The organism is Pseudomonas kuykendallii (assembly GCF_900106975.1).
Classification (GTDB): Bacteria; Pseudomonadota; Gammaproteobacteria; order Pseudomonadales; family Pseudomonadaceae; genus Pseudomonas_O; species Pseudomonas_O kuykendallii.
Window position 1 is genome coordinate 213,572 of sequence record NZ_FNNU01000002.1, and the last position, 21,590, is coordinate 235,161.

Annotated in this window: 23 protein-coding genes; 13 read left to right on the forward strand and 10 right to left on the reverse strand. The window is 66.5% G+C overall.

Features of this window, described 5'->3' with window-relative positions:
* The first annotated feature begins 61 nt into the window (after window positions 1–61).
* Window positions 62–367 carry a hypothetical protein gene (locus tag BLV15_RS06180; RefSeq protein ID WP_090225579.1) on the forward strand — a complete coding sequence of 102 codons (306 nt, stop codon included), beginning with the start codon at window positions 62–64 and terminating at the stop codon, window positions 365–367.
* A gap of 7 nt (window positions 368–374) precedes the next feature.
* Here BLV15_RS06180 and BLV15_RS06185 read toward each other — a convergent pair whose 3' ends face one another.
* Window positions 375–770: a YkgJ family cysteine cluster protein gene (locus BLV15_RS06185; RefSeq protein ID WP_090225581.1), complete on the reverse strand. Its 396-nt coding sequence runs from the start codon at window positions 768–770 to the stop codon at window positions 375–377.
* 202 nt (window positions 771–972) lie between these two features.
* Here BLV15_RS06185 and BLV15_RS06190 point away from each other — a divergent pair, with 202 nt between their 5' ends.
* On the forward strand, window positions 973–3,432 hold the full coding sequence (locus tag BLV15_RS06190) for a glycogen/starch/alpha-glucan phosphorylase (RefSeq protein WP_090225583.1): 2,460 nt from the start codon (window positions 973–975) through the stop codon (window positions 3,430–3,432).
* 72 nt (window positions 3,433–3,504) lie between these two features.
* Here the strand turns inward: BLV15_RS06190 and BLV15_RS06195 are convergent, their stop codons facing one another.
* The 8 genes from BLV15_RS06195 to BLV15_RS06230 all read right to left on the reverse strand — a co-directional run bounded on the left by BLV15_RS06195 (window position 3,505) and on the right by BLV15_RS06230 (window position 11,557).
* Window positions 3,505–3,690: a hypothetical protein gene (locus BLV15_RS06195; protein WP_090225584.1), complete on the reverse strand. Its 186-nt coding sequence runs from the start codon at window positions 3,688–3,690 to the stop codon at window positions 3,505–3,507.
* 337 nt (window positions 3,691–4,027) lie between these two features.
* On the reverse strand, window positions 4,028–5,092 hold the full coding sequence (fba, locus tag BLV15_RS06200; RefSeq protein WP_090225587.1) for a class II fructose-bisphosphate aldolase: 1,065 nt from the start codon (window positions 5,090–5,092) through the stop codon (window positions 4,028–4,030).
* 86 nt (window positions 5,093–5,178) lie between these two features.
* Window positions 5,179–5,499, reverse strand: coding sequence for an MliC family protein (locus tag BLV15_RS06205; RefSeq protein ID WP_090225589.1), 321 nt, complete (start codon window positions 5,497–5,499; stop codon window positions 5,179–5,181).
* Window positions 5,500–5,510: 11 nt separating this feature from the next.
* Window positions 5,511–5,705, reverse strand: a complete 195-nt coding sequence (locus BLV15_RS06210) for a hypothetical protein (RefSeq protein ID WP_090225591.1) — start codon at window positions 5,703–5,705, stop codon at window positions 5,511–5,513.
* A gap of 79 nt (window positions 5,706–5,784) precedes the next feature.
* Complete coding sequence (locus tag BLV15_RS06215; RefSeq protein ID WP_090227361.1) at window positions 5,785–6,948, reverse strand: phosphoglycerate kinase; 1,164 nt, start codon at window positions 6,946–6,948, stop codon at window positions 5,785–5,787.
* A 39-nt stretch (window positions 6,949–6,987) separates the two neighbouring features.
* The gene (gene epd / locus BLV15_RS06220) at window positions 6,988–8,031 is read right to left on the reverse strand and encodes an erythrose-4-phosphate dehydrogenase (protein WP_090225592.1); all 1,044 of its coding nucleotides are present in this window, start codon (window positions 8,029–8,031) and stop codon (window positions 6,988–6,990) included.
* Between the two features lie 204 nt (window positions 8,032–8,235).
* The gene (gene tkt / locus BLV15_RS06225; RefSeq protein ID WP_090225594.1) at window positions 8,236–10,233 is read right to left on the reverse strand and encodes a transketolase; all 1,998 of its coding nucleotides are present in this window, start codon (window positions 10,231–10,233) and stop codon (window positions 8,236–8,238) included.
* A 205-nt stretch (window positions 10,234–10,438) separates the two neighbouring features.
* Window positions 10,439–11,557 (reverse strand): TDT family transporter, encoded by a 1,119-nt coding sequence (locus BLV15_RS06230; RefSeq protein ID WP_090225595.1) that lies wholly within the window; start codon window positions 11,555–11,557, stop codon window positions 10,439–10,441.
* Window positions 11,558–11,659: 102 nt separating this feature from the next.
* On the opposite strand from BLV15_RS06230, the gene BLV15_RS06235 reads away from it, so the two are divergent.
* The 7 genes from BLV15_RS06235 to BLV15_RS06265 all read left to right on the forward strand — a co-directional run bounded on the left by BLV15_RS06235 (window position 11,660) and on the right by BLV15_RS06265 (window position 17,571).
* Window positions 11,660–12,538: a LysR family transcriptional regulator gene (locus BLV15_RS06235; RefSeq protein ID WP_090225596.1), complete on the forward strand. Its 879-nt coding sequence runs from the start codon at window positions 11,660–11,662 to the stop codon at window positions 12,536–12,538.
* A 76-nt stretch (window positions 12,539–12,614) separates the two neighbouring features.
* Window positions 12,615–13,619 carry an ArsR/SmtB family transcription factor gene (locus BLV15_RS06240; protein ID WP_090225597.1) on the forward strand — a complete coding sequence of 335 codons (1,005 nt, stop codon included), beginning with the start codon at window positions 12,615–12,617 and terminating at the stop codon, window positions 13,617–13,619.
* Window positions 13,620–13,629: 10 nt separating this feature from the next.
* Window positions 13,630–14,820 (forward strand): methionine adenosyltransferase, encoded by a 1,191-nt coding sequence (gene metK / locus BLV15_RS06245; RefSeq protein ID WP_090225599.1) that lies wholly within the window; start codon window positions 13,630–13,632, stop codon window positions 14,818–14,820.
* Window positions 14,821–15,115: 295 nt separating this feature from the next.
* Window positions 15,116–16,129, forward strand: a complete 1,014-nt coding sequence (locus tag BLV15_RS06250; protein ID WP_090225601.1) for a class 1 fructose-bisphosphatase — start codon at window positions 15,116–15,118, stop codon at window positions 16,127–16,129.
* Window positions 16,119–16,739: a DUF924 family protein gene (locus tag BLV15_RS06255; protein WP_090227364.1), complete on the forward strand. Its 621-nt coding sequence runs from the start codon at window positions 16,119–16,121 to the stop codon at window positions 16,737–16,739. Before BLV15_RS06250 ends, BLV15_RS06255 begins: the two co-directional genes overlap by 11 nt.
* A gap of 32 nt (window positions 16,740–16,771) precedes the next feature.
* Window positions 16,772–17,023: an outer membrane protein assembly factor BamE domain-containing protein gene (gene bamE, locus BLV15_RS06260; protein WP_090225603.1), complete on the forward strand. Its 252-nt coding sequence runs from the start codon at window positions 16,772–16,774 to the stop codon at window positions 17,021–17,023.
* A gap of 11 nt (window positions 17,024–17,034) precedes the next feature.
* The gene (locus tag BLV15_RS06265) at window positions 17,035–17,571 is read left to right on the forward strand and encodes a lipocalin family protein (protein ID WP_090225604.1); all 537 of its coding nucleotides are present in this window, start codon (window positions 17,035–17,037) and stop codon (window positions 17,569–17,571) included.
* 1 nt (window position 17,572) lies between these two features.
* Here the strand turns inward: BLV15_RS06265 and BLV15_RS06270 are convergent, their stop codons facing one another.
* Window positions 17,573–17,935: a DUF2141 domain-containing protein gene (locus BLV15_RS06270; protein WP_175534304.1), complete on the reverse strand. Its 363-nt coding sequence runs from the start codon at window positions 17,933–17,935 to the stop codon at window positions 17,573–17,575.
* Window positions 17,936–18,043: 108 nt separating this feature from the next.
* On the opposite strand from BLV15_RS06270, the gene BLV15_RS06275 reads away from it, so the two are divergent.
* The 4 genes from BLV15_RS06275 to darH are packed head-to-tail and all read left to right on the forward strand — an operon-like array spanning window position 18,044 to window position 21,531.
* Complete coding sequence (locus BLV15_RS06275; RefSeq protein WP_090225606.1) at window positions 18,044–18,961, forward strand: hypothetical protein; 918 nt, start codon at window positions 18,044–18,046, stop codon at window positions 18,959–18,961.
* Between the two features lie 17 nt (window positions 18,962–18,978).
* Complete coding sequence (locus BLV15_RS06280) at window positions 18,979–20,136, forward strand: beta-ketoacyl-ACP synthase III (RefSeq protein WP_090225608.1); 1,158 nt, start codon at window positions 18,979–18,981, stop codon at window positions 20,134–20,136.
* A complete protein-coding gene (locus tag BLV15_RS06285) occupies window positions 20,126–20,533 on the forward strand; it encodes a DarG family dialkylresorcinol biosynthesis protein (RefSeq protein WP_090225610.1) in 408 nt (135 codons plus the stop codon). The genes BLV15_RS06280 and BLV15_RS06285 overlap by 11 nt, the downstream gene beginning before the upstream one ends.
* A complete protein-coding gene (darH, locus tag BLV15_RS06290) occupies window positions 20,530–21,531 on the forward strand; it encodes a BtrH-related acyltransferase DarH (protein WP_090225612.1) in 1,002 nt (333 codons plus the stop codon). The genes BLV15_RS06285 and darH overlap by 4 nt, the downstream gene beginning before the upstream one ends.
* Window positions 21,532–21,590: the final 59 nt, after the last annotated feature.

The window sequence follows — 21,590 nt, forward strand, 5'->3', positions numbered from 1 at the left end:
CGCGCTGAACCACCCGCGCCGGCTCGCCTCGAACGAAGGTAGCCACCTTCGGAGAGATATCATGCGCATGCACAGAATCGCGGCCCTCACCCTTACTGGGCTGTTCGCCACCGCCGCCTTCGCCGACAACACCGGTCCGACCCATCCGGACAGCGGCGCCCGCAGCCCGCTGGACAGCAAGGATCGCCAGCAGGGCGTCTACCCGGAGCCCGGGGTCGATACGCAGGGCGGCAGCCCGAGCGCGCCGGGCGTCGACCCGCAGGACGGCGACCGCACCTCCCCGAGCCTGCCGGGCAAGTCCGGCAGCGACGACAACGGGCCGATCCCCAGCGTCGATCAGGACGGCTCGCGCGCCACCGGTTCCTGACGCGGCCTCACCGTCGCGCCTGCCAGGCGCAGTGGCCGGGGCGCGGGCCGACCTGCGGATGATTGCGACAGGTATCCGGGCGCCGTTCGTAGATCGTGCAGCGCCGGCTGAGCCGATCCAGGTACAGGCAGTCGCCGCTCGCCATGCGGGTGAGGGTGAACAGGCCGCTCTTCTGGTTGAAGTGCTCGACGCTGCCTGCCTTCATCAGACGCCGGGCGATCTGCCTTGGCGGCTCGTCGATCTCGAACTGGTCCACCAGTTGCATACGCACCAGATCACCGATGCGCGCTTCCACCGGGAGCGTGCAGCAGGTCGCGTGACAGTCGTTGCACAGACCCTTCTGGTACTTGACCCAGGTCTCGAGGCGATCGACGTCGGCATTGGCGATGGGGATGCGTTTCATGGTCTTGCTCATGGGTTGTAACGGTGGGCGCGCGATCATAGCGATGCCCAGGTTTTTTGCCAGTCCCCCTGCATGGCGTTCGCGCCGCGCCGAGGTCCGAGCTAGAGTGCTCGGACGTGCCGGGAAAGGAATCCACGGAAGCCTGAGGCTCCGTCGCCGCAGGGAATGCATTCCACAACGTTCACAGTGAGGTCCGTAGCCGATGACTCAGGAGAAACAGGTTTCAGCCGACGAGGTGGCCGCCTTCCGCGCCTCCGTCCTGTCCAAGTTGACCTATTCGGTGGGCAAAGACCCCGAACATGCCTTCGACCATGACTGGTTCGAGGCGATTGCCCTGGCCGCGCGCGATCGCCTGGTCGACCACTGGATGGATCACACCCGCAACATCTACCGGCAGGGCCAGAAACGGGTCTATTACCTCTCGCTGGAGTTCCTCATCGGGCGGCTGCTGATCGACAGCCTGAGCAACCTCGGCCTGCTCGAAGTGGCCCGCACGGCGCTGCATGACCTGGGCGTCGACCTCGACCGCATTCGCAGCCTGGAGCCGGACGCCGCGCTCGGCAACGGCGGCCTCGGCCGGTTGGCGGCGTGCTTCATGGAAAGCATGTCGACCCTTGGCGTGGCCGCGCACGGCTACGGCATCCGCTATGAACACGGGTTGTTCCGCCAGGCCATCGTCGACGGCTGGCAACAGGAACAGACCGAAACCTGGCTGGACTTCGGCAACCCCTGGGAATTCGAGCGCCCTGAAGTCAGCTATCTGATCGGCTTCGGCGGCAGCATCGCCAATATCGTCGACGACAGCGGCGAGCAGCGGCAGAAGTGGAGCCCGGGCGAGGCGGTACGGGCGATCGCCTACGACACGCCGATCGTCGGCTGGCGCGGTGTCAGCGTGAACACCCTGCGTTTGTGGCGCGCGCGTGCCGAAAGCGAGCTGCACCTGGATCGCTTCAACGCCGGCGATCACATCGGTGCGGTGGTCGAGGAAACCCGCGCGGAAAGCATCTCGCGGGTGCTTTATCCGGCCGACAGCACCGAAGCGGGTCAGGAGCTGCGCCTGCGCCAGGAGTATTTCTTCGTTTCCGCGTCGCTGCAGGACCTGATTCGCCGTCACCTGAAGCAGCGCGGCACCTTGCTCAACCTGCCCGAGTTCGCTTCGATCCAGCTCAACGACACCCACCCGGCGATCGCCGTGCCGGAGTTGATGCGGGTGCTGGTGGATATCCACGGCATCGCCTGGGACAAGGCCTGGGAGCTGACCGTCGGAACGCTCTCGTACACCAACCACACGTTGCTGCCCGAGGCGCTGGAGACCTGGTCGGTCGGCCTGATGGATCGCCTGCTGCCGCGCCACATGCAGATCATCTACCTGATCAACGCCTATCACATCGATGCGTTGCGGGCGAAGGACATCCATGACTTCGACCTGCTGCGTTCGATCTCGCTGATCGAGGAGGGCAACGGGCGCCGTGTGCGCATGGGCAACCTGGCGTTCCTCGGCTCGCACTGCGTGAACGGCGTCTCCGCGCTGCACACCGACCTGATGCGCAGCACGGTGTTCGCCGACCTGCACAAGCTCTATCCGGAGCGGATCAGCAACAAGACCAACGGCATCACCTTCCGCCGCTGGCTGTACCAGAGCAACCCGCAGCTCACCGCGCTGCTGGTGGAGTCGGTCGGCGAGAAGCTGCTGGACAGTCCGGAAACCTCGCTGCGCCTGATCGAACCCTTCGCCGACAAGGCCGCCTTCCGCAAGCGCTTCGCCGAACAGCGGCTGCACAACAAGCAACTGCTCGCCGGGCTGGTGCAGGAGCGCCTGGGGCTCTACATCGACCCGCACGCTCTGTTCGACGTGCAGATCAAGCGCATCCACGAGTACAAGCGGCAGTTGCTCAACCTGCTGCACACCGTGGCGCTGTATCAGGCGATCCGCGCCGAGCCGCATACGCAGTGGGTGCCGCGGGTGAAGATCTTCGCCGGCAAGGCGGCGGCGAGCTATCACCAGGCCAAGCTGATCATCAAGCTGGCCAACGACATCGCCCGGACGGTGAACGGCGACCCCACCGTGCGCGGCCTGCTCAAGGTGGTGTTCCTGCCCAACTACAACGTCAGCCTGGCCGAGCGGATCATCCCGGCGGCGGACCTTTCCGAGCAGATTTCCACCGCCGGGCTGGAAGCCTCGGGCACCAGCAACATGAAGTTCGCACTCAATGGCGCGCTGACCATCGGCACCCTGGATGGCGCCAACGTGGAGATGTCCGAGCAGATCGGCGCGGCCAACATGTTCATCTTCGGCATGACCGCCGACGAAGTGCAGGCACGCAAGCAGAACGGGCAGTTCTCGGCGGAGCCTTCGGTGGCGGCGTCGCCGCGCCTGGGCGAGGTGCTCCACGCGGTCCGCAGCGGGGTGTTCTCGCCCGATGATCCGGCGCGCTACACCGGCCTGATCGATGGGCTGATGGCGCACGACACCTTCCACGTCTGCGCCGACTTCGACGCCTACTGGAACGCCCAGCGCCGGGTCGAAGAGCTGTGGCACGACCAGAAGGCCTGGTGGCGGGCCGCGGCCCTGAATACCGCGCGCACCGGCTGGTTCTCGTCGGACCGGACGATCCGTCAGTACGCGACGGAAATCTGGAAAGTGATGGCGCCGGAGGAATAGCCCGCGTCACCCGGAAACGCCGCGGGGCCGAGGAAGCGATTCCCGGCCCCGCGCTCGTTTCTACAAGACGGTTCAGCCCGCGGCGTGGCGGCGTTGTTCGCCTAGCTCCAGCTCGTTGCGGTAGTTCAGTGCTTCGCTTTCGGTATGGAAGATACCGACCAGCTCGCCCTGCTGATGCACGTCCCAGGTGCGTTTGCCCAGGGCCAGGCTTTCGCGGGATTTGTGCTGGTCGTCACGCTCGGTCACGGTTACGGTCATAGCGGCGTCTCCTGACTGTCGATTGGTGCGACAGGTTGTCGCAGATCCTTTATGGAACTGCTTAGTCACCTATGTAAATCCGTGGATTCGGCGACAGACTGTTGCGCGGATCGCTATGAACTTTTACAGCGAATCGGGCCGGGTGTTGGCGGGCGCGGGCTTCTCCGGGCGGAGACTACGCGATGCGGAGTGATTCGCAGGCGGTGGGCTGAAGCCCACCCTACGGGGCGGGTGCATTGGAAGAGTGCCTCAACGAAAAATGCCCGTATCTCGCGATACGGGCATTTTCGTTTTCAGACGGCGGGTGAGGGCCGTTGGCCCTGCCGCGTCGTCAGGCTCAGTTGACCTTCGGGTTCAATTCGCCCTTGGCGTAACGCAGGTACATGTCTTCCAGCGAGATCGGCTTGATCTTCGAGGCGTTGCCGGCGGTGCCGAACGCTTCGTAGCGGGCGATGCAGACGTCACGCATGGCGGAGACGGTTTTCGCCAGGTACTTGCGCGGGTCGAACTCGCTCGGGTTCTTCGCCATGAACTCGCGGATCGCGCCGGTGGAAGCCAGGCGCAGGTCGGTGTCGATGTTGATCTTGCGCACGCCGTACTTGATGCCTTCGACGATTTCCTCGACCGGCACGCCGTAGGTTTCCTTGATGTCGCCACCGTACTCGTTGATGATTTTCAGCCATTCCTGCGGAACGGACGACGAGCCGTGCATCACCAGGTGGGTGTCGGGGATGCGGGCGTGGATTTCCTTGATCCGCTGGATCGACAGGGTGTCACCGGTCGGCGGCTTGGTGAACTTGTAGGCGCCGTGGCTGGTGCCGATGGCGATGGCCAGGGCGTCGACCTTGGTCTTGGCGACGAAGTCGGCGGCTTCTTCCGGGTCGGTCAGCAACTGGCTGTGGTCCAGGGTGCCTTCCGCGCCGACGCCGTCTTCCTCGCCGGCCATGCCGGTTTCCAGGCTGCCCAGGCAACCCAGTTCACCTTCCACCGAGACGCCGCAGGCGTGGGCGAAGGCGACGGTCTGCTGGGTCACGCGGACGTTGTATTCGTAGTCGGACGGGGTCTTGCCGTCTTCCTTCAGCGAGCCGTCCATCATCACCGAGCTGAAGCCCAGCTGAATCGAGCGCTGGCAGATGTCCGGGCTGGTGCCGTGGTCCTGGTGCATGACCACCGGGATGTGCGGGAATTCTTCCACCGCCGCGAGGATCAGGTGGCGCAGGAACGGCGCACCGGCGTATTTGCGCGCACCGGCCGAAGCCTGGACGATTACCGGGGAGTCGGTCTGGTCCGCGGCTTCCATGATGGCGCGCATCTGCTCGAGGTTGTTGACGTTGAAAGCTGGAATGCCGTAGCCGAACTCGGCGGCGTGGTCCAGCATCTGGCGCATGCTGATGAGTGCCATGGGGGTTTTCTCTCCCGGTCTGGGGGGTTAAGCGCAAAGCCTGCCTCAGGGGCGGGCCGGGTTCAAGTTTAAGCAGGTTACAGCGTTCAAGGTGCCCGGCAGCCGTGGGCGAGCAATTCGTCGTCGGCTACGCGGTAGACCAGGCCTTCGGAGCCCTTGTCGTTGAAGGTCAGTACGCCATCGCTGTAGGTGCTGCCGAACGTCGACGGCTCCTTCTTCAGGCGTTGCGGTGAAGCGTCGGCGCCGAGGCGTATCTCGACGCTGTCCTGCGAGCCGTCGGCGTAGCGCCAGTCCAGGCGGGTGCCGTTGTCACAGCTCCACCGGGTCCAGGGCGTCTGCGCCGTGGACGGCCAATGCGAACAGCCGGCCAGCAGGCTGGCCAGCGATACCGCGATGAGCGTTCTCAATCCGTTTCCTCTCAGGGGCAATCCTGCTCCGAGGCATCGCTGCTCAGGGTCGGGTCGCCGCTGCTGGCCACCTCGACACGCTGGTCGTCCCGGCTCGTCGGGCTTTCCGACGGCGGCGGGCTGAACACCTCGCAGGCACTTGGCGAACCGCCGCCGGCGCAACCGGCGACTCCTAGGCAGCACAGCAGCAACAATGAATAGCGCATGGTCGTCGTCCATTGGTCCGTTCCAGACCAAGAGACAGCGGGCGGGCCCGGTTGGTTGCCGGGGCTGCTTCGTTGGGCCTCACCGGTTGCCGCGCTGCTCCAGAATTTCCACGGCCGGCAGCACCTTGCCCTCGACGAATTCGAGGAAGGCGCCGCCGCCGGTGGAGATGTAGGAGATCTTCTCGGCCACGCCGTACTTGTCGATCGCCGCCAGGGTGTCGCCACCGCCGGCGATGGAGAAGGCCGGGCTTTCGGCGATCGCCAGGGCCAGCGCCTTGGTGCCTTCGCCGAACTGGTCGAACTCGAAGACGCCGACCGGACCGTTCCAGAGAATGGTCTTCGACGATTTCAACAGCTCGGCGAACTGCGCCGCGGTCTGCGGGCCGATGTCGAGGATCATGTCGTCATCGGCGACGTCGGCGATCGGCTTGACGGTGGCTTCGGCATCTTCGGCGAAGGCCTTGGCGACCACCACGTCCACCGGCAGCGGCACACTGACCTTGGCGGCGATGGCCTTGGCGGTATCCACCAGGTCGGCTTCGTAGAGCGACTTGCCGACCTTGTAGCCGGCGGCGGCGAGGAAGGTGTTGGCGATACCGCCGCCGACGATCAACTGGTCGCAGAGCTGGCTCAGCGAGTTCAGCACGTCGAGTTTGGTCGAGACCTTGGAGCCGGCGACGATGGCCGCCAGCGGGCGCTCGGGGCTCTTCAACGCCTTGCCCAGGGCTTCGAGTTCGGCGGCCAGCAGCGGGCCGGCGGCGGCGACCTTGGCGAACTTCGCCACGCCGTGGGTCGAGCCCTGGGCGCGGTGCGCGGTGCCGAAGGCGTCCATCACGAACACGTCGCAGAGCGCGGCGTACTTCTGCGCCAGCTCGTCGGTGTTCTTCTTCTCGCCCTTGTTGAAGCGCACGTTCTCCAGCAGCACCAGCTGGCCGGGTTGGACGTCGACGCCGTCGAGATAGTCCTTGATCAGCGGAACCTCGCGGCCCAGCGCCTTGGCCAGGTAGGAAGCGACGGGCGCCAGGCTGTCTTCTTCGCTGTAGATGCCTTCCTCGGGACGGCCCAGGTGCGAGCAGACCAGCACCGCGGCGCCCTTTTCCAGGGCCAGTTTGAGGGTTGGCAGCGCCGCGACGATGCGCGCATCGCTCTTCACCACACCTTCTTTCACCGGCACGTTGAGGTCTTCGCGAATCAGTACGCGCTTACCGTGCAGGTCCAGGTCGGTCATCTTCGCTATGTTCATGAAGGGCGTGGTCATGGAGTCGGTCCTTGAATGAGCGGTTCAGTGAGGGTGGGCAGTACGCAGGAAATGTTCCGCCACATCGAGCATGCGATTGGCGAAGCCCCATTCGTTGTCGAACCAGGCCAGCAAGTTCACCAGCCGGGGGCCGGAAACGCGGGTCAGGCTGCCATCGACGATGGCCGAATGAGGGTCGTGGTTGAAGTCGCAGCTGGCGTGCGGCAGTTCGGTGTAGGCCAGCAGGCCTTGCAACGGGCCGCTTTCCGAGGCACCACGGAGAATCCGGTTGATCTCCTGCGTGGAGGTGTCGCGAGCGGTCTGCAGGGTGATGTCGAGGCACGACACGTTGACCGTCGGCACGCGGATCGCCTTGGCCTGGATGCGCCCGGACAGCTCTGGCAGCAGCCGCTCGATACCGCGGGCGAGGCCGGTGGACACCGGAATCACCGACTGGAAGGCCGAGCGCGTGCGGCGCAGGTCCTCGTGGTGATAGGCGTCGATTACCGGCTGGTCATTCATCGCGGAGTGGATCGTGGTGATGGAAACGTATTCAAGACCTACGGCATCGTTCAAAAGTTTCAGCAACGGCACGCTGCAGTTGGTGGTGCAGGAAGCGTTGGAGACCAGCTTCTCGCCGCCACTCAGGCACGCCTGATTGATGCCGAAGACCACGGTGGCGTCGATGTCGGCCTCGCTGGCCATCGGTTGCGACAGCAGCACGCGCGGCGCGCCGGCATCGATGAAGCGCTGCGCCTCGCGGCGCGTGTTGTAGGCGCCCGAGCATTCCAGCACCAAGTCCACCTCCAGCGCGCGCCAGTCGATGGCTTCCGGCGTGCGCTCGCGCAGCACCTTCACGCAGTCGCCATTGATGTGCAGGCAGTCACCGTCGACGCTCACCGCGCCGGGGAAGCGGCCGTGGGTGGAGTCGAAGCGGGTCAGGTACTCGATGCTCGCCTGATCGGCGAGGTCGTTCAGCGCGACGATGTCGAAATTCGTCTCGTCGTGGCGCTCGTGCAGCGCCCGCAGCACGCAGCGGCCGATACGGCCATAGCCGTTGAGGGCGACTTTGTAGGAAGGCTTGGACATGGCGATCTCGGTGGGGAAACGAGCGTGGGACGGGCCAGCCGTGCAGCCCATCGGTACGCGCGATGGGCGTCGCGGCGCTCGACCCATCCTACACAGGCAGGACCCGTAGGGTGGATCGCGTTTCATCGATCCACCGAGCGGTGCAGCGGCGGATGAAAAGAGCGTCGGCTACGCCCCGATCCGCCCTGCGGCGTCGTTCCGGCTTTAGTCTTCCAGCAGCTCTTCGGCGGTCGCCAGGACGTTCTCGACGGTGAAACCGAAGTGCTCGAACAGCGCGCCGGCCGGGGCCGATTCGCCGTAGCCGGTCATGCCGATCACGCGGCCCTCGAGGCCGACGTACTTGTACCAGTAATCGGCGTGGGCGGCCTCGATGGCGATCCGCGCACCGACTTCCAGCGGCAGCACCGCCTGCTTGTAGCTGGCGTCTTGCTGGTCGAAGACGTTGGTCGACGGCATCGACACCACGCGCACCCGGCGACCCTGCTCGGTGAGCCTGTCGTAGGCGGCCATGGCCAGGCCGACTTCCGAGCCGGTGGCGATGAGGATCAGTTCCGGCTCGCCGACGCAGCCCTTGAGCACATAGCCGCCACGGCTGATGGCCGCCTCGGTTTCGTGGTCGCGCAGGTTATGCGGCAGGTTCTGGCGCGAGAAGATCAGCGAGCTCGGGCCGTCCTTGCGCTCGATGGCGTGCTTCCAGGCCACCGCGGCTTCCACCGCATCGGCCGGACGCCAGGTGTCCAGGTTCGGCGTGGTGCGCAGGCTGGTCAGTTGCTCGACCGGCTGGTGGGTCGGGCCGTCTTCGCCCAGGCCGATGGAGTCGTGGGTGAACACGAAGAGCACGCGCTGCTTCATCAGTGCGGCCATGCGCACGGCGTTGCGTGCGTATTCCATGAACATCAGGAAGGTCGCGCCGTAAGGGATCAGGCCGCCGTGGAGGGCGATGCCGTTCATGATCGCGCTCATGCCGAATTCGCGGACGCCGTAGTACATGTAGTTGCCCGAGGCGTCTTCCTGAACCACCGGCTTGCAGCCTTTCCACAGGGTCAGGTTGGAGCCGGCGAGGTCGGCGGAGCCGCCGAGCAGCTCCGGCAGCAGCGGGCCGAACGCGTTCAGGCAGTTCTGGCTGGCCTTGCGGCTGGCGATGGTCTCGCCTTTGTCGGCGACCGCGCGGATGAACTCGGAGGCTTTTTCCGAGAAGTCCGCCGGCAGCTCGCCGGCCATGCGCCGGACGAATTCGTTGGCGAGTTCCGGGTAGGCGGCGGAGTAGGCGGCGAAACGCTGGTTCCAGTCGGCTTCGGCGGCGACGCCGGCTTCCTTGGCATTCCACTCGGCGTAGATGTCGGCAGGAATTTCGAAGGGGGCGTGGTTCCAGCCCAGCGCGGCGCGGGTCAGGGCGATTTCGTCGACGCCGAGGGCGGCGCCGTGGCTTTCTTCCTTGCCCTGCTTGTTCGGCGAGCCGAAGCCGATGATGGTCTTGCAGCAGATCAGCGTCGGCTGCGCGCTCTTGCGCGCGGTGTCGATGGCCATCTTGATTTCGTCGGCGTCATGCCCGTCGACGTTGCGGATCACCTGCCAGCCGTAGGCCTCGAAGCGCGCCGGGGTGTCGTCGGTGAACCAGCCATGGACTTCGCCGTCGATGGAGATGCCGTTGTCGTCGTAGAAGGCGATCAGCTTGCCCAGGCCGAGGGTGCCGGCCAGCGAGCAGGCTTCGTGGCTGATGCCTTCCATCATGCAGCCGTCGCCGAGGAACACGTAGGTGTTGTGGTCGACGATGCTGTGGCCGTCACGGTTGAACTGGGCCGCCATGATCTTCTCCGCCAGGGCGAAGCCGACGGCGTTGGCGATGCCCTGGCCGAGCGGGCCGGTGGTGGTCTCGACGCCCGGCGCGTAGCCGAACTCCGGGTGGCCCGGCGTCTTGCTGTGCAGCTGGCGGAAGTTCTTCAGGTCGTCGATGGACAGGTCGTAGCCGGTCAGGTGCAGCAGCGAGTAGATCAGCATCGAACCGTGGCCGTTGGACAGCACGAAACGGTCGCGGTCGGCCCAGTGCGGGTTGCTCGGGTTGTGCTTGAGATAGTCGCCCCAGAGCACTTCGGCAATGTCCGCCATGCCCATGGGGGCACCGGGGTGGCCGCTGTTGGCTTTCTGCACGGCATCCATGCTCAGGGCACGAATGGCATTGGCACGCTCACGACGGCTGGGCATCGCTGATCTCCTGCGGGTCTTGTAAAAGACGGCTGACGAAAAAGGGGCGGCTATTTTCGCTTAGCGGGAGGTGATCGGGCAATGACGGAAGCGCGGACGGTCGACCGCCCATTCTCCACGCGCCCTCATCTACCCTTCGCGCTCGTCCAGAAGCTTGCCCGTGTCCTGCCGAGGCAGCGCCGTATGGCCGGGCGTGCGCGGTGCGTCAGGCGGCTCTGCGCAGGCAAGGCGCGCTGAACAGCTCGCCGTGCCAGATGCCGCGAAGCGTGCGCTGCATCACCAGCGTCCACACGGCGATCAATTGCAGCGCCGTGGCGGCGCCGATCACCCCGAACAGTGACAGCGCGGTCAGCCGGTAAAGCTCGAACGTGGCGAGGCCGAATACTCCGAGCGGGAAGGTGAAGCCCCACCAGCCGAGGTTGAAGGCCATGCGGTCGCGCAGGTAATGGCGGGTGAACAGCGTCGCCGCGACCAGCCACCAGAGCGCCGCGCCCCACAGCGCCAGGCCGCCGATCAGGCCGATGTCGCGGGCCAGCTCGGCGGCGCCCTGCAGGGGCGTGCCGGCGAACGCCAGCGGGGCATCGCGGCCCATGCTCAGCAGGCCCAGGCAACCGGTGGACAGCGGCCCGAGCGGCAGCCAGCTGGTGGCGGCGAAATCGGTGTCCGGCAGTTTGTGCAGCGCCAGGCGCAGCAGCACCAGGGTGATCAGCGAGAACGCCAGGCTCAGCGACATGCCCCACATCAGGTAGCCCACCGCGAGCATCTGCCGGGCGGCTTCCGCCGACAGGTGCGGCACCAGCACGCCGGCTGCGCTGGCGGCCACCTCGGGTGCGACGATCGGCAGCAGCCAGACGCCGGTCAGCTTCTCCAGCGCGTGGTCCTGGCGGGTGAACATCAGGTACGGCACCAGCATCGCGGTGCCCATCGCCAGCAGCGCATCGACCCACCACAGCGCCTGCGCCAGCGGATAGACGCCGTTGCCCAGGTGCCGCGCGCCGAACAGCGTCATGCCGCTGATCAGCGTCGCCAGGCCCATCGGGATCGCCCCGAGGTACATCGACTGCACCGGGTGCGTGAGCATCGGCATGAAGGTGTCGCGGAACAGCAGGCAGCGGGCGACGAACAACAGGCTGAAGGTAACGAACAGCAGCGCATTGATCAGCCAGAGGGCAAAGGCCAGGTCGTCGCGCCCGGCGAAGGCCCATGGCAGGTTGGCGATGACCAGTGCCAGCACGCCGGTGCCCATGGTCATGGCGAACCAGTTGGGCGTGAAGTGGCGGACGAAGGCCCAGGGTTCGGGCAGGCGGGTGAAGGGGCGAGGCATTGCGGCGGCTCCGAGCGGCTGGGTCAGCAAAGGTCGCCAGCCTATAAATCGGCATGCCATATTAAAAATACATATTCAGCATTCATGGCATGCTTAATCCGTATGAATCTCCACCATCTCCGTGTGTTCCTTGCCGTGGCCGAAGCCGGCAGCATCAGCGCCGGTGCCGCCAGGCTGTTCATCAGCCAGCCGGCGGTGACCCGCGAAATCCGCGAGCTGGAAGCCAGCATCGGCCTGAGCCTGTTCGACCGGCAGCCGCGCGGCGTGAGCCTCACCGAAGGCGGCGAGCGCCTGCGCCAGTACGCCCAGCGCATCTTCTCCCTGGAACAGGCGGCCGAGCGTGACCTGCGCGATTTCGCCAGCCTGGCGACCGGCGAATTGCGCCTGGGCGCGAGTGCCACCCTGGGCACCTACCTGCTGCCGACGCTGATCAACCGGTTTCGGGCCTGCTACCCGGAGGTCTTCGTCGAGCTGCTGGTGAGCAATACCCAGGTGGTCACCGATCAGCTGGACGACGCCAGCATCAGCCTGGGCTTCGTCGAGGGCCCGTTCGCCCAGGCGGACTACGCGCACCGCCTGCTCGCCCGCGACGCGCTGCTGCCGGTGGTCGGGCCGAGCCATCCGCTGGCGCGGCGCAGCGGGCTGCTGGCGGGCGAACTCGACGGCCACGCGCTGTACATGCGCGAGCCCGGTTCCGGGGCCCGGGCGAGCATCGAGCAGGCGTACGCCGAGCATGGCCTGGCGCTGCGCGCGCGGATGTCCATCGGCAGCACCGAGGCGCTCAAGCACCTGATTTCCGGCGGGGTGGGCATCGCCTGGCTGTCCGAGCGGGTGGTGGACAGCGAGCTGGCCAGCGGTCAGTTGGTGCGCCTGGATGTGCGCGATCTGCACATCGTCCGCGACCTCCACGTGCTCTGGCGCAAGGCCGACAGCCTGAGCCCGGCACCAGCGGCGTTCCTCCAGCTGGCCGAAGCGGGTTGACGTGCGGCAGGCAATATCAAAACTTTTTGATATTGCCGTTGCCCGATGTAAGTCCCCCGACTAGACTTCGGTCCCTATGAACAACCTGCGCATGCCGCACCTGCGGTTCGAACCGAGCGACGAGCTGGCTGCCCTGTGCAAGGCCGGCGGCGATCCGCTGCGGCTGAACGTGCTGCGCGCCCTGGCCAACGACTCCTTCGGCGTGCTCGAACTGGCGCAGATCTTCGCCATCGGCCAGTCCGGCATCAGCCATCACCTCAAGGTGCTGGCCCAGGCGCGGCTGGTGGCGACCCGGCGCGAGGGCAATGCGATCTTCTACCGGCGCGCGCTGCCGCAGGCCGACAGTTTCGGCGGGCGCCTGCACGCAGCGCTGCTCGAAGAGGCCGATCAACTGCAGCTGCCGGAAGACTGCCTGGCGCGGATCGCCGCGGTGCACGCGCAGCGCGCGGCGGCCAGTCGCGATTTCTTCGCCCGCATGGCGGACACCTTCCAGGCCCAGCAGGACCTGATCGCCGGGTTGCCGCAGTACCGCGAAAGCGTGCTGGCGCTGCTCGACGCGCTGAGCTTTCCGGCGCAGGCCACGGCCATCGAGGTCGGCCCCGGTGACGGCGGTTTCCTGCCGGAGCTGGCGCGCCGCTTCAGCCGCGTCACCGCGCTGGACAACAGCCCGGCGATGCTCGAGCTGGCTCGCGGACGCTGCGCGCGCGAGGGCCTCGACAACGTCGAACTGCTCCTCGCCGACGCGCTGGCCGAGCCGCAGCCGGCGGCTGATTGCGTCGTGCTGAACCTCGTACTGCATCACCTGGCGGCGCCGGCGGATGCACTGAAACACCTGGCGGGGCTGGTGAAGGCGGGCGGCAGCCTGCTTATCACCGAGCTGTGCAGCCACGACCAGAGCTGGGCCAGGACGGCCTGCGGCGATCTCTGGCTGGGTTTCGAGCAGGACGACCTGGCCCGCTGGGCCGATGCCGCGGGGCTCGCCAGCGGCGAGAGTCTCTACATTGGCCTGAGAAACGGCTTCCAGATCCAGGTTCGGCACTTCGCCAAGCCCGATCACCCCACATCAACCGGTAAAGAATAGGAACCGATCGATGAGCGAATATTCCCTGTTTACCTCCGAGTCGGTGTCCGAAGGACATCCGGACAAGATCGCCGACCAGATTTCCGATGCCGTCCTCGACGCCATCATCACCCAGGACAAGCATGCCCGCGTGGCCGTCGAAACCCTGGTCAAGACCGGCGTGGCCATCGTCGCCGGCGAAGTCACCACCAGCGCCTGGGTCGACCTGGAGCAGATCGTCCGCGACGTCATCTGCGACATCGGCTACACCAGCTCCGACGTCGGCTTCGACGGCGCCACCTGCGGCGTGATGAACATCATCGGCAAGCAGTCCCCGGACATCAATCAGGGCGTCGACCGCGCCCGGCCGGAAGACCAGGGCGCCGGCGACCAGGGCCTGATGTTCGGCTACGCCAGCGACGAAACCGACGTGCTGATGCCGGCGCCGATCCGTTTCTCCCACGCACTGGTCCAGCGCCAGGCCGAGGCGCGCAAGTCGGGCCTGCTGCCGTGGCTGCGCCCGGACGCGAAATCCCAGGTCACCTGCCAGTACGAGAACGGCAAGGTGGTCGGTATCGACGCCGTGGTGCTGTCCACCCAGCACAACCCGGACGTCACGCTGGCCGACCTGCGCGACGGCGTGATGGAACTCATCATCAAGCACGTCCTGCCGGCCGAGCTGCTGCACAAGGGCACCCAGTTCCACATCAACCCGACCGGCAACTTCGTCATCGGCGGCCCGGTGGGCGACTGCGGCCTGACCGGGCGCAAGATCATCGTCGACTCCTACGGCGGCATGGCCCGCCACGGCGGTGGCGCGTTCTCCGGCAAGGACCCGTCCAAGGTCGACCGCTCGGCCGCCTATGCCGGCCGCTACGTGGCGAAGAACATCGTTGCCGCCGGCCTCGCCGAGCGCTGCGAAATCCAGGTGTCCTATGCCATCGGCGTAGCCCAGCCGACCTCGATCTCGATCAACACCTTCGGCACCGGCAAGATCGGCGACGACAAGATCATCGCCCTGGTCCGCGAGCACTTCGACCTGCGTCCCTACGCGATCACCAGGATGCTCGACCTGTTGCACCCGATGTACCGGGCCACCGCCGCCTACGGCCACTTCGGCCGCACGCCGGAACAGCTCACGGTGGGCGACGACACCTTCACCACCTTCACCTGGGAAAAGACCGATCGGGCGGAAGCGCTGCGCGCCGCCGCCGGCCTGTAAGCCCCGTCCACGGTCCGGTGTTGGAAATGCCGGGCCGGCCCCAGCCCGCGAGAGCCTGAGCGGTCCTGTGTCCGGTCGAGCAGAAGCCCCGCCTCGGCGGGGCTTTTTCATGGGCGCGCAAAATGTGCTGGTGGCGCGCGCTGCGGGCGTCGACCGGCTCAGGGTCGGCCCCGCGGGCGAGACGCCCTGCGCCGCTTCGCTGAACTCCGCGGGGGTAGCCCGGTCTGACGCAGCATTGCCTGCCGAGTCGCGCTAAACTGCGCGGGTTTTTCCCCCTTCATACCTGGAGTCTTCCATGTCCCGCGTTTCCCTCAGCCGCTACCTGATCGAGCAAACCCGCAGTCACAACACGCCGGCTGACCTGCGCTTCCTCATCGAGGTGGTGGCGCGCGCCTGCAAGGAAATCAGCCATGCGGTCTCCAAGGGCGCGCTGGGCGGCGTGCTGGGCAGCATGGGCACCGAGAACGTGCAGGGCGAAGTGCAGAAGAAGCTCGACGTGCTCTCCAACGAAATCCTCCTGGAAGCCAACGAGTGGGGCGGCACCCTGGCCGGCATGGCGTCCGAAGAAATGGACAACGCCTACCAGATTCCCGGCCAGTACCCGAAAGGCGCCTACCTGCTCACGTTCGACCCGCTGGACGGCTCCTCGAACATCGACGTCAACGTCTCGGTCGGCACTATCTTCTCGGTGCTGCGCTGCCCGGGCGAATGCTTCAGCCAGAACGAGCCGCTGGGCGAGGAAGCTTTCCTCCAGCCCGGCACCAAGCAGGTCGCCGCCGGTTACGCCATCTACGGCCCGCAGACCATGCTGATCCTGACCTTGGGCGACGGCGTGAAGGGCTTCACCCTGGACCGCGAGATGGGCAGCTGGGTGCTCACCCACGACGACATCCGCGTGCCGGAAAGCACCGCCGAGTTCGCCATCAACATGTCCAACCAGCGCCACTGGGAAGCCCCGGTGCAGCGCTACGTGAACGAGTTGCTCGAAGGCAAGGCCGGCCCGCTGGGCAAGGACTACAACATGCGCTGGATCGCCTCGATGGTGGCCGACGTGCATCGCATCCTGACCCGTGGCGGCCTGTTCATGTACCCGCGCGATTCGCGCGATCCGTCCAAGCCCGGCAAGCTGCGCCTGATGTACGAGGCCAACCCGATGTCGATGCTGATCGAGCAGGCCGGCGGCGCGTCCACCGACGGCCACCAGCGCATCCTCGATATCCAGCCGACCTCGCTGCACCAGCGTGTCGCCGTCTACCTCGGCTCCAAGGAAGAGGTCGAGCGCGTCACCGGGTATCACCATCAGGCCTGACTCCGGAACGCCGGCGCCCTGGCAACCGCTGCTGCACTGGTGGTTCGGCGAGGGCGGCACGGCGAGCCAGATCGCCGCGCAGCGGAACCACCTGTGGTTCGGCTACCGCCAGGCTCAGGATGCCGAAGCCCGCGAGCGCTTCGGCGGGCTCGCCGCCCAGGCGTTGCAGGGCGGGCTGGACGACTGGGCGCAGACGCCCGACGGCTGGCTGGCGCTGCTGATCCTGCTCGACCAGCTTCCCCGGATGATCCATCGCGGCAAGCCCGAAGCCTTCGCCGGTGACGCCGCTGCCCAGGCGCTGCTCGATCGCGGCCTGGCGCACGGCTTGGCAGGCGCGTTGGCGCCGATCCGGCAGGTGTTCTGCTATCTGGTGCTGGAGCACGCCGAGGACCTCGATCGCCAAGAGCGCGGCGTGGTGGCGTTCGCCGCACTCGCGGACCTGCACCACGACGAGGAGCGCGCGATCTTCGATGACTTCCTTGCCTTCGCCCGCAAGCATCGCGACGTCGTCGCCCGTTTCGGCCGCTTTCCCCATCGCAACGAGATCCTCGGTCGGCTGTCCACCGATGAGGAAAAAGACTTTCTGCGTCGGCCCGGTTCGCGCTTCTGAGCCGCGGCCTTTTCAATCAGGAGCATCACACCATGTCCTTGCGCTTCTCCGCCGTACTGGTCTGCCTGCTGATAGCCGGCTGCAGCAAGATCAACCAGGAAAACTACGCCAAGATCGGCCCCGGCATGAGCAAGGCCGAAGTCGAGGCGCTGCTCGGCGAGCCGACCGAATGTTCAGGCGCCATGGGCGTGTCCAGCTGCACCTGGGGCGACCAGAAAACTTTCATCAGCGTGCAGTACGCCGCCGGCAAGGTGCTGATGTTCTCCGGCCAGGGCCTCAAGTAAAGGAGTTCGCCATGCGCCTGCTGTTCGCTGTTTTCGCCGCCCTGTTGCTCAGCGCCTGCGCCTCCGGCGATGCGCCATCGCCGCCGCGCACCGTCGCTGCGGTCGACCTGCAGCGCTACCAGGGCACCTGGTACGAACTGGCGCGCCTGCCGATGTTCTTCCAGCGCAATTGCGTGCAGTCCGAGGCCCGCTACAGCCTGCGGGCCGACGGCGCCGTTGGCGTGCGCAACCGCTGCAAGACCGCCAGTGGCGAATGGCAGGAGGCGGTCGGCGAGGCCGTGCCGCAGGTTGAGGGGCGCACGGACAAGCTCTGGGTACGGTTCGACAATTGGTTCAGCAGGCTCTTCCCCGGCCTGACCCGCGGCGAGTACTGGGTGCTCTACCTGGACGATGACTACCGCACCGCGCTCGTCGGCCACCCAAACCGCAAGTACCTGTGGCTGCTCTCGCGCACGCCCGCGGTCGACGCCGCCACCCGCGAGCGCCTGCTCGGCGTGGCCCGCGAGCAGGGATACGACGTCAGCCAGCTGATCTGGCGACAGCCGTAGCCTACTGGCGGCGACTTTGCAGGCGGATGCTCAGCAGCGTGTCCTGCTCGCCGTGGGTGAACAGGCACTGCTCGGGTCGTGGCTTGCCGCCTAGCAGCGAGGGGTTGCCGGAAAACCCCACCGGCTCCAGCGGCAGGCCGCGTGGACTGAGGTTCAGTTGGCCGTTGCCGTCGAGGTCCTGGTAGACCTGCACGGCGTAGCGGCCGGCGGGCACTTCGCGCAGCACCAGAACCGCCTCGTTCCCCTGCAGCGTGCGCAGGGGCTGCTCCGCCCATTCCGTGCTGTCGCCACGCAGCAGTGCGACGTGCGCGTCGCCGTCCTTCTGTCGTCCCTCGAGAACCAGGCGGATATCGCCGGCCAACACCGTCCCGCCCAAGGCCATCCATAAGAGCGCGCAATATGTCGTCTGGGTTACGGTTCGAAAAAAGGTCTGTGGCATAATTCGCAACATTTTGCAGGGAATTGGCAGGGTATGCGTCAGGTGCTGGTGGTCCATTACTCGCAAACCGGCCAGCTGAATCGGCTGGTTCGATCGGTTTGCGCGCCGTTGCAGGCGGATGCCGGCATCCAGGTGGATTTCCTGCCGCTCGAGCCCGCCCAACCTTACCCGTTCCCCTGGCCGTTTCTCGGTTTTTTCCGCATCTTTCCCGAAACCGTGCTGATGAAGCCGCAGCCGCTGCGGCCTCTGGCGGTGGATGCCGGGAAAGACTACGACCTGATCATCCTCGCCTACCAGGTCTGGTTCCTTTCGCCGTCGCTGCCGCTGACCAGCTTCCTCGCGTCACCGGAGGCGGCGCGCCTGCTGCGCGGGCGGCCCGTGGTGACGCTGATCGGCTGTCGCAACATGTGGCTGATGGCGCAGGAGAAGGTCAAGGCCAGGCTGGCACAGCTGGGCGCACGCCTGCTCGACAACGTTGCCCTCACCGACGCGTGCGGCACCGCCGCCAGCTTCCTCGCCACCCCGCTGTGGATGTTCACCGGCCGCCGCAAGCCCTATCACTGGGTGCCTGAAGCCGGTATCGCGGATGCGGAGATCAGCGCGGCCAGCCGTTTTGGCGAGGCCATCGCGCGGCGCCTGTCGGCCGATGCGTTGCCACTCGAGCAACCCATGTTGCGTGGGCTCGGCGCGGTGAAAGTGGACGAGAAACTGATCGGCAGCGAGACCGTGGGCAACCGCAGCTTTCAGCTGTGGAGCCGCCTGCTCAGCGCGCTGGGCCCGCAACAGAGCCGTCGACGCGGCGCCGGGCTGCTGCTCTACATCGTCTTTCTGATCAGCCTGATCATCACCGTGGTGCCCGTCGGCGCACTGCTGAAGAAGGTGCTGGCGCCGCTGTTCAAGGCGCGGACGCAGCGTCAAAAGGACTACTTCGCCGGCCCGTCCGGCGAGTGACTTGACCGAGGAATCCCGTGGTTCAACCTGTATTCATCAATCGCATCAGTGCTTTCCTGCCCCACGACGCCGTCGACAACGAGCAGATGGAGGCGCGCCTGGGCCTGGTCGGTGGCAAGCCGTCGCGGGCGCGCAAGCTGGTCCTGCGCAGCAACGGCATCACCCAGCGCCATTACGTGATCGACCCCGCCACGGGCGAGCCGAGCATGAGCAACGCGCAGCTTAGCGCCGAGGCGATCCGCGGCCTGGCCGGGGAGGGTTTCGCGCTGGACGCGCTCGATTGCCTGGTCGCCAGCAGTTCCTCGCCCGACCAGGTGATGCCCAACCACGCGGTGATGGTCCACGGCGAACTGGGCAATCCCCCCTGCGAGGTGGTGTCCACCGCCGGTATCTGCCTGTGCGGCATGAGCGCGCTGAAATACGCCTGGATGAGCGTCGCCAGCGGCGAGAGCCGCAACGCCGTGGCCTGCGGGTCGGAGGTGGCCTCGACGCTGATGCAGGCGCGCAACTTCAACGCCGAATACGAAAGCCGCGTCGACGACCTGGAAAGCCACCCGGAGATCGCCTTCGAGAAGGACTTCCTGCGCTGGATGCTCTCCGACGGCGCCGGCGCGGTGCTCCTGCAGGGCCAGCCGAATGCACGCGGGCTGAGCCTGCGCGTCGACTGGATCGACATCTACTCCTTCGCCGACCAGATGCCGCCGTGCATGTACGCCGGCGCCGACATGCAGGACGACCAGCTGACCGGCTGGAGCCGCTTCGATGCCGAGGAACGCAACCGCCGCTCGGTGATGGCGATCAAGCAGAACGTCAAGCTGCTCAACGAGAACATCGTCAAGTACACCGTCGAGCAGGCGTTGCAGCGGATCATGGCGCGCCGCGAACTGCGCGTCGGCGACATCGAGCATTTCCTGCCGCACTACTCGTCGCAGTTCTTCCGCGACCGCCTCGCCGTCGGCCTGGCCAACGCCGATCTGCCGATCCCCCAGGAGCGCTGGTTCACCAACCTGACCCGCAAGGGCAACACCGGCGCGGCCTCGATCTTCATCATGCTCGAGGAGCTGTTCAACGGCGGCGGCCTGCTCAGCGGCGAGCGGCTGCTCTGCTACGTTCCGGAAAGTGGGCGCTTCTCCAGCGCCTTCATGCATCTGACGGTGGTCGGCGATGAAGCTTGACGAGGTTCCGCAGGATCACAGCTCCACATACGGCGGGCACAGCAAGCTGGTTTACGCGGTGGATGCCAGCGGCCACTACCAGCGCGCGCAGAGCGATGGCTGGGAGCCCGAGGCCTATGCCACGCAACTGGCGGTCGCCGAGCTGGAGGCTCACGAGGCCGAAGCGCGGGGCGCCTGGCAGCGTGGCGAGGCATCGCCGCTGAAATGCCTGATGTACCGCTATCGCCTGGACGAACCGGCGCTGGGGCAGATCACCGGGCTCTGGCAGTGGCGCATCCGCCGGCATTTCCGTGCAGAGGTGTACCGCCGTCTGCCGGCGTCGATCCTGGCGCGCTACGCGGAGGCGTTCGGCCTGCCGCTCGAGGAATTGCTGGGCTACCAGAAGGATTTGGCATGAGCGTTTTCCAACACCGCCAGAGCGCCCATTGCGAAAGCGGCGTGATGGCCAGCCTGCTGACCCACGCCGGGCTGCCGATGAGCGAGCCGATGGCGTTCGGCCTGGCCTCCGGTCTGGCGTTCGCCTACCTGCCGATCGTCAAGCTCAGCGGCATGCCGCTGATCGCCTACCGCATGCCGCCGCGTCACCTGATCAAAACGCTGAGCAAGCGCCTCGGCGCGCGGTTGCACAGCCGCACCTTCGGCAACCCGGAGCAGGGCCGCCGCGAACTGGACGCGGCGCTCGACGCCGGGCGCCTCGCCGGTCTGCAGAGTTCGGTGTTCTGGCTGCCGTACTTCCCGCCGGAAATGCGCTTCCACTTCAATGCCCACAACCTGCTGGCCTACGGCCGCGAGGGCAACGAGTACCTGATCAGCGACCCGGTGTTCGAGCAGCCGATGCGCTGCGCCGCCGAGGACCTGCAGAAGGCGCGCTTCGCCAAGGGCGCGCTGGCCGCCAAGGGCCTGATGTACTGGCTCGACGACGTGCCGCTGGAACAGGACTGGGATCGCCTGATCCGCAAGAGCGTGCTGGCCACCACGCGCATCCTCGACGGCATGCCGCTGCCGTGGATCGGCATTCGCGGCATCCAGCACCTGGCCGATCGCGTCGCCCGGCTCGATCCGGCGCAGGCCAAGTACAACCGTCTGTACCTGACCCACATCGTGCGCATGCAGGAAGAGATCGGCACCGGCGGTGCGGGTTTTCGCTTCATGTACGCCAGCTTCCTCCAGGAGGCCGGCGAGAAGCTGGGCGACGCGTCCCTGGGTGAAGCCTCGGCGCGGCTGACCGCCATCGGTGATGAGTGGCGCCAGTTTGCCTCGGCCTGCGTACGGGCCAGCCGCAGCAAAAGCGAAGCGCCGAACTTTGCGCCGATTGCCGATTCGTTGCGGGGGATTGCCTTGCAGGAGCGGGCGTTGATGAAAGAACTGGAGGCGTGGGCGAAGCGCAAGGGCTGATGCCGGCGTATGGCCTAGCGAATCGTGCGTTGGCTGGCCCTCACCCCTAACCCCTCTCC

Excerpts from the sequence above, each read along its gene's own strand:
- bamE (WP_090225603.1), top strand. The coding sequence starts at position 16,772 with ATGTCCTTGCGCTTCTCCGCCGTACTGGTCTGCCTGCTGATAGCCGGC.
- BLV15_RS06190 (WP_090225583.1), top strand. The coding sequence starts at position 973 with ATGACTCAGGAGAAACAGGTTTCAGCCGACGAGGTGGCCGCCTTCCGC.
- BLV15_RS06185 (WP_090225581.1), bottom strand. The coding sequence starts at position 770 with ATGAAACGCATCCCCATCGCCAATGCCGACGTCGATCGCCTCGAGACC.
- BLV15_RS06265 (WP_090225604.1), top strand. The coding sequence starts at position 17,035 with ATGCGCCTGCTGTTCGCTGTTTTCGCCGCCCTGTTGCTCAGCGCCTGC.
- BLV15_RS06235 (WP_090225596.1), top strand. The coding sequence starts at position 11,660 with ATGAATCTCCACCATCTCCGTGTGTTCCTTGCCGTGGCCGAAGCCGGC.
- epd (WP_090225592.1), bottom strand. The coding sequence starts at position 8,031 with ATGTCCAAGCCTTCCTACAAAGTCGCCCTCAACGGCTATGGCCGTATC.
- metK (WP_090225599.1), top strand. The coding sequence starts at position 13,630 with ATGAGCGAATATTCCCTGTTTACCTCCGAGTCGGTGTCCGAAGGACAT.
- BLV15_RS06215 (WP_090227361.1), bottom strand. The coding sequence starts at position 6,948 with ATGAACATAGCGAAGATGACCGACCTGGACCTGCACGGTAAGCGCGTA.
- BLV15_RS06180 (WP_090225579.1), top strand. The coding sequence starts at position 62 with ATGCGCATGCACAGAATCGCGGCCCTCACCCTTACTGGGCTGTTCGCC.
- fba (WP_090225587.1), bottom strand. The coding sequence starts at position 5,092 with ATGGCACTCATCAGCATGCGCCAGATGCTGGACCACGCCGCCGAGTTC.
- BLV15_RS06230 (WP_090225595.1), bottom strand. The coding sequence starts at position 11,557 with ATGCCTCGCCCCTTCACCCGCCTGCCCGAACCCTGGGCCTTCGTCCGC.
- BLV15_RS06275 (WP_090225606.1), top strand. The coding sequence starts at position 18,044 with ATGCGTCAGGTGCTGGTGGTCCATTACTCGCAAACCGGCCAGCTGAAT.
- BLV15_RS06250 (WP_090225601.1), top strand. The coding sequence starts at position 15,116 with ATGTCCCGCGTTTCCCTCAGCCGCTACCTGATCGAGCAAACCCGCAGT.
- tkt (WP_090225594.1), bottom strand. The coding sequence starts at position 10,233 with ATGCCCAGCCGTCGTGAGCGTGCCAATGCCATTCGTGCCCTGAGCATG.
- BLV15_RS06195 (WP_090225584.1), bottom strand. The coding sequence starts at position 3,690 with ATGACCGTAACCGTGACCGAGCGTGACGACCAGCACAAATCCCGCGAA.
- darH (WP_090225612.1), top strand. The coding sequence starts at position 20,530 with ATGAGCGTTTTCCAACACCGCCAGAGCGCCCATTGCGAAAGCGGCGTG.
- BLV15_RS06210 (WP_090225591.1), bottom strand. The coding sequence starts at position 5,705 with ATGCGCTATTCATTGTTGCTGCTGTGCTGCCTAGGAGTCGCCGGTTGC.
- BLV15_RS06285 (WP_090225610.1), top strand. The coding sequence starts at position 20,126 with ATGAAGCTTGACGAGGTTCCGCAGGATCACAGCTCCACATACGGCGGG.
- BLV15_RS06240 (WP_090225597.1), top strand. The coding sequence starts at position 12,615 with ATGAACAACCTGCGCATGCCGCACCTGCGGTTCGAACCGAGCGACGAG.